The 10,802-nt window shown below is 67.2% G+C and carries 11 protein-coding genes and 4 tRNA genes; 12 read left to right on the plus strand and 3 right to left on the minus strand.

Features of this window, described 5'->3' with window-relative positions; genetic code table 11:
* Window positions 1-20: 20 nt before the first annotated feature.
* The 3 genes from MC375_RS17565 to hemA form a co-directional block, all read right to left on the minus strand.
* The gene (locus tag MC375_RS17565; RefSeq protein WP_242104727.1) at window positions 21-473 is read right to left on the minus strand and encodes a GNAT family N-acetyltransferase; all 453 of its coding nucleotides are present in this window, start codon (window positions 471-473) and stop codon (window positions 21-23) included.
* Between the two features lie 156 nt (window positions 474-629).
* A complete protein-coding gene (gene prfA / locus MC375_RS17570) occupies window positions 630-1,715 on the minus strand; it encodes a peptide chain release factor 1 (RefSeq protein ID WP_242104728.1) in 1,086 nt (361 codons plus the stop codon).
* Window positions 1,716-1,769: 54 nt separating this feature from the next.
* Window positions 1,770-3,068 (minus strand): glutamyl-tRNA reductase, encoded by a 1,299-nt coding sequence (hemA, locus tag MC375_RS17575; RefSeq protein ID WP_242104729.1) that lies wholly within the window; start codon window positions 3,066-3,068, stop codon window positions 1,770-1,772.
* 100 nt (window positions 3,069-3,168) lie between these two features.
* Here hemA and MC375_RS17580 point away from each other — a divergent pair, with 100 nt between their 5' ends.
* From MC375_RS17580 to MC375_RS17635, 12 genes are all read left to right on the plus strand, one after another.
* Complete coding sequence (locus tag MC375_RS17580; protein WP_242104730.1) at window positions 3,169-4,854, plus strand: tetratricopeptide repeat protein; 1,686 nt, start codon at window positions 3,169-3,171, stop codon at window positions 4,852-4,854.
* A complete protein-coding gene (gene lolB / locus MC375_RS17585; protein ID WP_242104731.1) occupies window positions 4,851-5,471 on the plus strand; it encodes a lipoprotein insertase outer membrane protein LolB in 621 nt (206 codons plus the stop codon). Before MC375_RS17580 ends, lolB begins: the two co-directional genes overlap by 4 nt.
* Before the next feature lie 25 nt (window positions 5,472-5,496).
* On the plus strand, window positions 5,497-6,432 hold the full coding sequence (ispE, locus tag MC375_RS17590) for a 4-(cytidine 5'-diphospho)-2-C-methyl-D-erythritol kinase (protein ID WP_242104732.1): 936 nt from the start codon (window positions 5,497-5,499) through the stop codon (window positions 6,430-6,432).
* A tRNA-Gln gene (locus MC375_RS17595) sits at window positions 6,411-6,486 on the plus strand. The genes ispE and MC375_RS17595 overlap by 22 nt, the downstream gene beginning before the upstream one ends.
* 125 nt (window positions 6,487-6,611) lie before the next feature.
* A complete protein-coding gene (locus MC375_RS17600; protein ID WP_242104733.1) occupies window positions 6,612-7,571 on the plus strand; it encodes a ribose-phosphate diphosphokinase in 960 nt (319 codons plus the stop codon).
* An 81-nt stretch (window positions 7,572-7,652) separates the two neighbouring features.
* Complete coding sequence (locus MC375_RS17605) at window positions 7,653-8,351, plus strand: 50S ribosomal protein L25/general stress protein Ctc (protein ID WP_242104734.1); 699 nt, start codon at window positions 7,653-7,655, stop codon at window positions 8,349-8,351.
* A 48-nt stretch (window positions 8,352-8,399) separates the two neighbouring features.
* On the plus strand, window positions 8,400-8,981 hold the full coding sequence (pth, locus tag MC375_RS17610; protein ID WP_242104741.1) for an aminoacyl-tRNA hydrolase: 582 nt from the start codon (window positions 8,400-8,402) through the stop codon (window positions 8,979-8,981).
* A 94-nt stretch (window positions 8,982-9,075) separates the two neighbouring features.
* A complete protein-coding gene (gene ychF / locus MC375_RS17615; protein ID WP_242104735.1) occupies window positions 9,076-10,167 on the plus strand; it encodes a redox-regulated ATPase YchF in 1,092 nt (363 codons plus the stop codon).
* Window positions 10,168-10,266: 99 nt separating this feature from the next.
* Window positions 10,267-10,352: transfer RNA gene (locus MC375_RS17620), tRNA-Tyr, on the plus strand.
* A 29-nt stretch (window positions 10,353-10,381) separates the two neighbouring features.
* Window positions 10,382-10,455: transfer RNA gene (locus MC375_RS17625), tRNA-Gly, on the plus strand.
* Between the two features lie 49 nt (window positions 10,456-10,504).
* Window positions 10,505-10,580 (plus strand) — tRNA-Thr (locus MC375_RS17630).
* 95 nt (window positions 10,581-10,675) lie between these two features.
* Window positions 10,676-10,802, plus strand: a 127-nt coding sequence (locus MC375_RS17635; RefSeq protein ID WP_049472805.1) for a GTP-binding protein, incomplete at its 3' end; no start/stop codon positions are given.

Consider the following 10,802-nt stretch of genomic DNA (forward strand, 5'->3'; position numbering starts at 1 on the left):
CCATCGAGCCTGCCGCAGCATCAGCCGCCGAATGTGTGCGAATACCACTGGGTCGCATCCTCGCTCCAGCCCGCCTTGCGGTAGAGGGCGCGCGCGGGTGCATTGTCGCGGGTGGTTTCCAGGCAGATCCCGCCGGCACCCTGTTCGCGCGCGAATTCCGCCGCGGCGTCGAGCAGCGCGCGCGCGGCGCCGCTGCGGCGCGCGGACTCGGCAACGAACAGGTCGTTGAGGATCCAGGTGCGCGCGGTGCGTACCGAGGAATACATCGGATACAGCTGGGTGAACGCGACGACCGCACCTTCGCGCTCGGCGACCAGCACCACCGACTCGTCGCGCTGCATCCGTTCGCGCAACCAGTCGCGCGCGCGGGCCGGATCGCTAGCCTGGCCGTAGAACCCGCGGTAGGCATCGAACAGGGGCACGATCGCTTCGAGATCGGCGAGTGTGGCGCGTCGTGTGGTGATGGCAGGCATGGTGCAAGCCTAGAACGGAAGCACGCGAGACGGAAGCCGGCATGGACACCCGGCCTCGCTCGAATGCATGAGCGACGCCAGTCGCGGGCTCTTTTCGCAGCGTCCTTCAAGCTTCGGGGGTGGGAAGCTCGCGGCTTACGCCGCTCCTACAGGCATTCAACCGCCTTCGGTCAGGCGGGCCAGTTCGTCGGCCTGGTGTTCGCGTGCCAGGCGTTCGACCAGTGCGTCCAGATCGCCCTCCAGCACATTGGGCAGGTCGTACAGGGTCAGGCCTTCGACGCGATGATCGGTGATCCGGCCCTGCGGATAGTTGTAGGTGCGGATCCGCTGGCTGCGGTCACCGCTGCCGACCTGCAGCTTGCGCACTGCGGCCTGCGCGGCGGCGCGCCGTTCGGTTTCGGCTTCCACCAGCATCGCCTTGAGCCGCTTCATGGCCTTGTCGCGGTTGGCGTGCTGGCTGCGCTCGGTCTGCGATTCGACGACAACCCCGCTGGGCAGGTGGGTGATCCGGATCGCCGAGTCAGTCTTGTTGACGTGCTGGCCACCCGCGCCGGAGGAACGGAAAGTGTCGACTCTCAGGTCGGCCGGGTTGATCTGGATGTCGATCTCGCCGGTTTCCTCGGGGATGATCGCCACGGTCGCGGCCGAGGTGTGGATGCGGCCCTGCGATTCGGTCTCGGGCACGCGCTGCACGCGGTGGGTGCCGGATTCGAACTTGAGCCGCGAATACGCGCCGCGACCCTCGATGCGCGCGACCGCTTCCTTGTAGCCGCCGTGCTCGCCCGGATTGGCCGATTCCACCTCGACCTTCCAGCCCTGGCGTTCGGCATAGCGCGTATACATGCGCAACAGATCGCCGGCGAAGATCGCGGCTTCGTCGCCGCCGGTGCCGGCGCGCACCTCCAGATACAGGCCGCCCTCGTCGCGCGCGTCCCGGGGGACGAGCTGCGCCATGAGTTCGCCTTCCAGTTCGGCCAGGCGCGCGATGGCGGCGGTGATTTCCTCTTCCGCCAGTTCCGTCAGTTCCGGATCGTCGCGCATGGCCTCGGCTGCGGCCAGGTCCTGCTTGGCCTGCATTTCGGCGGCGAGCGCGCGGGCGACCGGCTCGAGCTGGGAAAATTCGCGCGAAAGCGCGCGGAAGCGGTCGTTGTCCGCGATCGTGGCGGGATCGGCGAGCAGCCGTTCCAGCTCGTCGCGGCGCTCGGCCAGGGCTTCGAGTTTGCGGCGCAGGGTGGGGAGCATGGGAATCCGGAAATGGGAAAAAGCGTGAATCGCGGTGAGCAGCGTGCGAGGTCGCTAACGCTCGCGATCGGCAGCTTCCTCGATTCCCGGTTCCGCATTCCCGATATCCATCGCTGGAAACATCCGCTCGGCAGCGCGCGCGAGTTCGGCATCGCCGGTCAATGCGGCTTCGCGCAGCGCCACCGTCGGCGCATGCAACAGACGGTTGGTCAATGTATGGGCCAGAAATTCCAGCGCCCGTTCCGGCGAGACGCCTGCAGCGAGCTGCTGGCGCGCCTTGGCGAGCGATTCGGCGCGCGCCACCTCGCCGTGGCTGCGCAGTTGCTTGAGTGGTGCGGTGCGGGCACGCGCGGCCGCCTGGCCGGCATAGCGTGCCACCTGCAGTTCGATGATCGCTTCGGCTTCCTCGGCGGCTTCGCGCCGGGTGCGGCGGTTGTCCTCGACCGCGCGCTGCAGATCGTCGACGGTGTACAGATAGGCGTCACGCAGCTCGGTGACGTCCGCGGCGATGTCGCGTGGCACCGCCAGGTCGATCAGCAGCATCGGCCGGTGCTTGCGCGTGTGCAGGGCCGCTTCCACATGGGCGCGTGCGATCACCGGATCGCGGCTGGCGGTTGCGCTGATCACCACGTCGGCTTCGGCCAGGTGGCGATCCAGCTCGTCGAGCGGCAGCGCGTAGCCACCGTGCCGGCTGGCCAGTTCCTGCGCGTGCGCGAGCGTCCGGTTGGTGACCAGCAGGCGCGCCACCTTGGCCTGTACCAAGTGCCGCGCGGCGAGCTCGATGGTTTCGCCGGCGCCGATCAGCAGCACGGTGGCTTCGCTGGGTCGGGCGAAGGATTCCTGCAGCAGCCGTACGGCCGTGGATGCCACCGAGACCGGGCTGGCGCCGATCCGGGTTTCGGTGCGGGTGCGTTTGGCCGTGGTGAAGGCGTGTTGGAACAGCCGGTCCAGCCGGCTGCCCAAGGTGCCGGCAGCACGTGCCGCGATCCAGGCCTGTTTCACCTGTCCCAGGATCTGCGGTTCGCCCAGCACCAGTGAATCCAGGCCGCTCGCTACCCGAAACAGGTGCCGGGCCGCGTCGCCGTCGGCGTGCCGGTACAGGTAGGCGTGCAGGCCGGCGGCGTCGCCGGGGTGGGTGGCCAGCCATTCGCCCAGGACTTCGCCCCCGTCGCCGGCCACCGCGTAGAGTTCGGTGCGATTGCAGGTGGACAGCAGCGCGACCTCCTGCACCTGCGGCAAGGCTTTGAGTGCGATGAGTGCCTGCGGCAGCGCTTCCTGGGCGAAGGCCACCCGCTCGCGCACGGCGACCGGCGCGGTTTCGTGGTTGATCCCGAGGACGAGGAGCTGGCTCACGCTGGAGTCTGGCTGGCGATGCGGGGTGCTGCTTTGTGTTTAGGAGGCTTGAGCTAAGCTGCGATGCGAACGCCGCCATTTTACGGCCCATACGCCCTCCATGCCCGCCAACCTTCTGCGCCCCCTGCAATGCCTGATGCTCTGCGCCGTGCTGAGCGCGTCGCATGCGCAGGCCGCCAGTGCGCGCAAGCCACCTCCTGACGACACGCTTGCCGCCACCATGGCCGGCGAATACGCACTCCAGGCCGGGCGCCTGGACGAAGCCAGCGACTGGTACCTCAAGGCCGCGCGTGAATCCGCGGACGATGCCGGGCTGGCCGAACGCGCCACCCGTATCGCCCTGCTCGCCAACCAGGACAAGCGTGCGGCCGAGGCGCTGGGACTGTGGCGCAAGCGCGCACCCGATTCCCTGGCCATGCGCGGCGCCGACGCGACCTTGTCGCTGCGCCGCAAGGACGCCCGCACTGCGCGGCGCCAGCTACAGGCGCTGCTGGCGGACCAGGATCGCAGCGCCTGGCGCTATGCCTTGAACGCGCTGGGCAACAGCGGCAAGGATCCAAAGCTCTCGGCCAAGATCCTGGGCGAACTGGTCGAAGCCGATGCCCTCCCGCAGCAGTTGCAGGCCTGGCTTGCCTTCGGCGGGCTCGCCCTGCAGCTGCAGCAGGCGACACTGGCCGAACGCATCGTGGCCGAAGTGGTCGAGCGCTTCCCCGGCGAACCGCGCGTGGCCCTGTTGCGTGCCAGTCAGCTGCGCGAGGCGGGCAAGCCCGCCGAGGCGCGCAAGGCGCTGGCCGACGCAGCCGATGCGGCCCTGATGCTTCCGGAGCTGCGCACCGCGATCGCCGCCGAATACGACGCGCTCGGCGACACGGTGGCCGCCGCCGATGCGCTTTCGCGCGGGCCCCAGACCGATCAGAGCTACGGCCTGCGCGCCTCGCTGCTGGCCAAGGCCAAGGACGACGCAGCGCTCGGGCGTCTTTACGACGAACTGAAAGCCACCTCCGCCGAACCCGACCCCAACCGCCGGCTGCTGCTCGGCCAGATCGCCGAATTCCTCAAGCGCTACGACGAAGCCCTGGCCTGGTACCGGACCGTGCCAGGCGGCGAGGCGCGCTGGCAGGCGCGGCTGCGCGCCACTGGCGTGCTGCACGAACTCGGGCGGGCAAAGGAAGCCTTCGCCGAATTGCGCGAAATCCAGGCCGATGCCGCGGCGGACGAGGGCACCCGTCGTGACGCCTACCTGCTCGAAGCCGAGCTGCATGCCAAGGACGATCCGCGCTCGCCGGACGAGCTCGATGCGTTCGCCCGCGGCCTGGCGGCGTTTCCGGACGAAGGCGGCCTGCTGTACTCGCGCGCGCTGAGCTGGGAGCGTCGCGACGACATCGCGCGGGCCGAAGCGGACCTGCGCAAGATCCTGGTGGCCGAGCCGGAGAATATCGCTGCGCTCAATGCGCTCGGCTATACCCTGGCCGACCGCACTACGCGCTACAAGGAGGCGCTGGAGCTGATCGATCGCGCGCGCGTGGCGGAACCCGACAACGCCGCGATCATCGACAGCTACGGCTGGGTACTGTATCGCCTGGGGCGCAACCGTGAGGCGCTGGTCGAACTGCGGCGGGCGTTCTCGCTGCAGAAGGACCCGGAAATCGCCGCGCACATCGGCGAGGTGCTGTGGTTCGAGGGCCAGAAGGACGAGGCCCGGCAATTCTTCGAGGAAGCGCGCAAGCTCGATCCAGACAACGAAAACCGGTCGCTCAAGCGTGCGTTGGAGAAAACCGGCGCATGAGCCTGCGGTTTCTCGCCACCGTCGCGTGTGCGGCCCTGCTCGCCGCCTGCGCCACCCCGGCACCGCGAACGATGCTGCCCGCCATCGCTGGCGATCCACAGCAGCACCAGCAGCAGCGCGAGGCTGCCCTGGCAGGCCTGCCATCCTGGTCGCTGGCCGGCAGGATCGCTCTGGCGAACGGGCGCGATGGCGGCAGCGGCCGGATCGAGTGGATCCAGGACGGGCCGGCCTACCAAGTGGCATTGAGCGCGCCGGTCACCCGCCAGAGCTGGCGGCTCAGCGGCACGCCGGACCGCGCGCGGCTGGAGGGTCTGGAAGGCGGCCCACGCGAAGGCAGCGATGCCGCCGCCTTGCTGCGCGAGGCGACGCGCTGGGAGATCCCGGTCGAAGCGCTGGCCAGCTGGGTACGGGGCGGACGCGCCGATGAAGGCAGGTTCGGTGTAGTTGAGCAGCAGTTCGGCGCAGATGGCCGCCTTTCTCAACTGATCCAAGGCGGCTGGCAGATCGATTACAGCGACTGGCGGCCGGTCACGGGTACTGCCATCGAACTCCCGCATCGGCTGCATGCGGTACGCGCGCAAGCCAAGGTCCGGCTGATCGTGGACCAATGGCAATGAGCGCTGCCGCGTATCGCCTACGGCCGTGAGCGCTCCGGTGTCGGAGGCCCGGGGTCAGGCAGGCTGGACCTCCTGGCCTGCCCCCGCCAAGCTGAACCTGTTCCTGCGGATCGTGGGCCGGCGTGTCGATGGCTATCACGAGCTGCAGACGGTGTTCCGGATGCTGGACTGGGGCGACACCATCCGTCTCCGCGTTCGAAGCGACGGTCGCATCGTCCGGCATGGGGATGCGCCAGCAGGCGTTGCCGAAGCCGCTGATCTGGCTGTTCGAGCCGCCAAAAGCCTGCAAAACGCAGCTAACTGCACACTAGGTGCAGATATCTGGATTGAAAAGCGCATCCCGGCAGGCGCCGGTTTCGGCGGTGGGTCTTCGGATGCGGCCAGCGTCCTGGTCGGCCTCAACGCCTTGTGGAGTTCTCCCGTCGATCGGGAACAGCTTTGCGGCCTGGGCCTGACCCTGGGGGCGGACGTCCCGGTCTTCGTGCAGGGCTGCAACGCCTGGGCCGAAGGGGTCGGCGAGCGGCTGGTTCCGCTCGATCTGCCCCCGGCCTGGTACCTGTTGGCGGCCCCGGGCGTGCATGCCTCCACTGCGGACCTGTTCCAGACACCTGAATTGACGCGCGATTCCCCGCCCGCGACAATATCGGACTTCGTTTCGGATGCATTCGGACAAGGTGCCGTCCTCGGCAACGCGTTCGAACCTGTGCTGCGCCGTCGGGAACCGGCCGTCGAGGCCTTGTTCTCCGCGCTGTCCAGGGTCGGCGGGTCGGTTAGCCGGCCGCGCCTGACCGGCACCGGAAGCGGCGTCTTCGTCGAATTCGCTAGCCGCGAGTTGGCCGAAGTCGCGCTGGCATCGCTGCCGCCCGGGCTCAACGCCTGGCTGGCGCGTGGTGCGGAGCGGTCGCCGCTGCTGGATGCGCTCGAAACGCGGGTTCCTGCAGGGGCGTCGCCAAGTGGTTAAGGCACCGGGTTTTGATCCCGGCATGCGTAGGTTCGAATCCTTCCGCCCCTGCCACAGACGCGATTCGTGATTCGGTATTGGTGATTCCTGAAGCGGCAGCATCCGCGTTTGCGAATCACCGGTCGCCAGTCCCGGATCATGGTTTTTTCCCGCAACGGTCAGAGCGAGCGGAGCAAGACATGCAGGACGATCGGGAGCTGCTGGTCTTTTCCGGTAATGCGAATCGCCCACTCGCCAAGGCGGTGTGCGAAGAGCTCGGGATCGGGCTGGGCAAGGCGGTGGTCGGGAAGTTCTCCGACGGCGAGGTGCAGATCGAGATCGACGAGAACGTCCGCGGCCAGGACGTGTTCGTGATCCAGCCGACCTGCGCGCCGGCGGCAGAGCACCTGGTGGAATTGCTGGCGCTGGTGGACGCGCTCAAGCGCGCCTCGGCCGGCAAGGTCACCGCGGTGGTGCCGTACTTCGGCTACGCCCGTCAGGACCGGCGTCCGCGCTCGGCGCGGATGCCGATCACGGCCAAAGTGGCGGCCTCGATGTTCAGCGTGGTGCATGTGGACCGGGTGCTGACCATCGACCTGCATGCCGACCAGATCCAGGGCTTCTTCGATATTCCGGTCGACAACGTGTACGCCTCGCCGCTGCTGCTCGCCGACATCTGGCGTGCCTACGGGACCGACGATCTGATCGTGGTGTCTCCCGACGTGGGCGGCGTGGTCCGCGCCCGGGCCATCGCCAAGCGCCTCGACGATGCCGACCTGGCCATCATCGACAAGCGCCGGCCGAAGGCGAACGTCGCCACGGTGATGAACATCATCGGCGACGTGCGCGGCAAGATCTGCGTGCTGGTCGACGACATCGTCGACACCGCCGGCACCCTGTGCGCCGCCGCGGCGGCGCTGAAGGGCGAGGGCGCGACCAAGGTGGTCGCATACTGCACGCACCCGGTGCTGTCGGGTGCGGCAATCGACAACCTGAACAATTCGCAGCTCGACGAGCTGGTGGTGACCGACACGATCCCGTTGTCGGACGCCGCAAGGGCCTGCGGACGCATCCGCCAGCTCAGCGTCGCCGAACTGCTTGCCGAGACGATCCGTCGGATCGCCTTCGGGGAATCGGTCAGTTCGCTTTACGTGGACTGACCCAACAAGGCTCTCCTGGTCGCGGGGGAGTCGACACGCCGCAGCGATGCGGCTTCATCGCAACGAAGTGAGTAAACGCAAATGGCAACCGAACACAAGCTATCGGCCTCTGGCCGCAAGGACGAGGGGAAGGGTGCGAGCCGCCGCCTGCGTCATGCGGCACAGATCCCGGCCATCGTCTATGGCGGCGACACCAAGCCGCAGAGCATCCAGCTCGAGCACGAGAAGACCTGGCTGGCCAGCCAGAACGACTGGTTCTACTCGTCGATCATCACCCTCGATGTCGACGGCACGCCGCAGCAGGTCCTGCTGCGCGACATGCAGCGCCATCCGTACCGGCAGGTGATCATGCATCTGGACTTCCAGCGGGTGAACGCCAATGAGGCGATCCGCGTCAGCGTGCCGCTGCACTTCATCAACATCGAGACCTCTCCGGCCGGCAAGACCGTCGACGTTGCGGTCACCAGCGAGATGAACGAAGTCGAAGTGACCTGCCTGCCGAAGGACCTGCCGGAATTCATCGAGATCGATCTGGGCAACATCGCGGTCGGCGATACCGTGCACCTGTCCGACGTCAAGTTCCCCGAAGGCGTCACCCCCACCCTCAAGATCGACGACGAGCACAATCCGGCTGTGGCCGTGGCGCGTTTCGTGAAGGAAGAGGTCGAGGAAGAAGTGGCGGCCGAGGGCGAGGAAGCTGCCGAAGCCGCCGAAGGCGACCAGGCCGAAGGCGAAGGCGGCGAAGCCGGTGCTGCCGGCGAGGGCGAAGAGAAGAAGTAATCCGTGCGTCGGCGCGCCTTCGCGGGCGCGCCGATGTGCATCGCAGCGATGGAAGGTTTGCGTCTCATCGTCGGGCTGGGCAATCCGGGCTCCGAACACGCACGGACCCGGCACAACGCCGGGTTCCGTTTTATCGACGCGCTCGCGGACAAGGCCGGCGGGCGGTTCGGACTGGACAGCAAGCTGTTCGGCGAGACCACGAAGATCGACTTCGCCGGCCGCGACCTGTGGCTGCTCAAGCCGGCGACCTTCATGAACCTCAGCGGCAAATCAGTAGCGGCGGCGCTGCGTTACTGGAAGATCGAGCCCGAGCAGGCGCTGCTGGCGCACGACGAGCTGGACCTGCCTCCGGGCGTGGCCCGGCTCAAGTTCGACGGCGGCCATGGCGGCCAGAACGGTCTTCGCGACACGATGCGGCTGCTCGGGCATGGGCGCTTCCACCGTCTGCGCATCGGTATCGGCCATCCGGGGCACAAGGACCGGGTCACGCCGTGGGTGCTGGGGCGGGCGTCGCTCGCGGACGATGCGCTGATCGAGCGCGCCATCGCCGACGCGCTGGACGTGTTGCCGCTGGCGGTGCAGGGCAACTTCATGGATGCGATGACGCGGCTGCACACCCCCAGGGAGTAGGGATTGGGGATTGGGGATTCGGGATTCGTCGGCGAAGCGCGGCCTGGCTTTCACGAATCCCGAATCCCGAATCACGAATCCCGGAATTCAAGCAATGGGTATCCAATGCGGCATCGTCGGCCTGCCCAACGTCGGCAAGTCGACCCTGTTCAACGCGCTGACCAAGGCGGGCATCGCCGCGGCCAATTTCCCGTTCTGCACCATCGAACCCAACGTGGGCGTGGTGCCGGTGCCGGATCCGCGCCTGAACGCGCTGGCCGGCATCGCCCGGCCGCTGAAGGTCATTCCCACCGCAGTCGAGTTCGTCGACATCGCCGGGCTGGTGGCTGGCGCGGCCAGCGGTGAAGGCCTGGGCAACAAGTTCCTGGCCCATATCCGCGAGGTCGATGCGATCTGCCACGTGGTCCGCTGCTTCGAAAACGACGACGTGATCCACGTCAACAACAAGGTCGATCCGATCGCCGACATCGAAACGATCGATACCGAACTGGCCCTGGCCGACCTGGAATCGGTCGAAAAGGCCCTGCAGCGGGCCGAGCGGTCGGCCAAGACCGGCGACAAGGACGCCAAGACCCGGGTCGAGATCCTGGCCCGGATCCGCGCCGGCCTGGACAGCGGCAGGCCGGCCCGGGCGCTGGGCCTGTCGGACGAGGACCGTGCGGCGGTCCGCGACCTGTTCCTGCTGACCCTGAAACCGGTCATGTACGTGGCCAACGTGCTGGAGGACGGGTTCACCGGCAACCCGCACCTGGACGCGGTCCGGGAGCGGGCTGCGGGCGAAGGGGCCGAGGTGGTACCCGTCTCGGCCGCGATCGAGGAGGAGCTGAGCCAGCTAGAAGACACCGACCGCGACGAGTTCCTCAGGGACCTGGGCCTGGACGAGCCGGGCCTGAACCGCGTCATCCGGGCCGCTTACCGGCTGCTGGGGCTGCAGACCTATTTCACCGCCGGGGAGAAGGAGGTGCGCGCCTGGACCGTGAAAGCCGGGTCCACAGCGCCCCAGGCCGCCGCCGTGATCCATACCGACTTCGAGAAGGGGTTCATCCGCGCCGAAACCATCGGCTACGACGATTACATCCGCTACAAGGGCGAAGCCGGGGCCCGGGAAGCCGGGCGTCTGCGCCTGGAGGGCAAGGAATACCGGGTCCAGGAGGGCGATGTCCTGCACTTCCGGTTCAACGTCTGAATTGGGCCAAGGCTGGATCGAGCGTTGACAGAAATCCGCTCCCCCGTCAAAATCGCGGGCTGTTTCAGGGATTTACGGGATGCGTGGCCCGGAGACTTCGGAGGGATACCCAAGCGGCCAACGGGGGCAGACTGTAAATCTGCTGGCTTACGCCTTCGGTGGTTCGAATCCACCTCCCTCCACCAGTTCCAGCCCCATCCACAAGCGTCACGGTGCGGGAGTAGTTCAATGGTAGAACTGTAGCCTTCCAAGCTACTAGTGCGGGTTCGATTCCCGTCTCCCGCTCCATTGAATTGTCCGGCAGTTGAATTATCCGGTCGTCACAACCAGTTTCAACGCTCACGTAGCTCAGTCGGTAGAGCACCTCCTTGGTAAGGAGGAGGTCGATGGTTCGATTCCATTCGTGAGCACCAACAGGCGGTCATACCGCAGGGTCCGGTCCTCGAGATCGGACTTTCCACCAGAAAAACCAGCACACCACCACACAACGTCAGCGAGATAGACAGTCATGGCCAAGGGTAAATTCGAGCGCACCAAGCCCCACGTGAACGTGGGCACGATTGGACACGTGGATCACGGCAAGACGACGCTGACGGCGGCGCTGACGAAGATCGGCGCGGAGCGTTTTGGTGGCG

The sequence above is a fragment of the Lysobacter sp. M2-1 genome (assembly GCF_022662495.1).
GTDB lineage: Bacteria > Pseudomonadota > Gammaproteobacteria > Xanthomonadales > Xanthomonadaceae > JAKPBU01.

Excerpts from the sequence above, each read along its gene's own strand:
- MC375_RS17580 (WP_242104730.1), top strand. The coding sequence starts at position 3,169 with ATGCCCGCCAACCTTCTGCGCCCCCTGCAATGCCTGATGCTCTGCGCC.
- pth (WP_242104741.1), top strand. The coding sequence starts at position 8,400 with ATGGAAGGTTTGCGTCTCATCGTCGGGCTGGGCAATCCGGGCTCCGAA.
- lolB (WP_242104731.1), top strand. The coding sequence starts at position 4,851 with ATGAGCCTGCGGTTTCTCGCCACCGTCGCGTGTGCGGCCCTGCTCGCC.
- MC375_RS17565 (WP_242104727.1), bottom strand. The coding sequence starts at position 473 with ATGCCTGCCATCACCACACGACGCGCCACACTCGCCGATCTCGAAGCG.
- MC375_RS17605 (WP_242104734.1), top strand. The coding sequence starts at position 7,653 with ATGGCAACCGAACACAAGCTATCGGCCTCTGGCCGCAAGGACGAGGGG.
- MC375_RS17600 (WP_242104733.1), top strand. The coding sequence starts at position 6,612 with ATGCAGGACGATCGGGAGCTGCTGGTCTTTTCCGGTAATGCGAATCGC.
- prfA (WP_242104728.1), bottom strand. The coding sequence starts at position 1,715 with ATGCTCCCCACCCTGCGCCGCAAACTCGAAGCCCTGGCCGAGCGCCGC.
- ychF (WP_242104735.1), top strand. The coding sequence starts at position 9,076 with ATGGGTATCCAATGCGGCATCGTCGGCCTGCCCAACGTCGGCAAGTCG.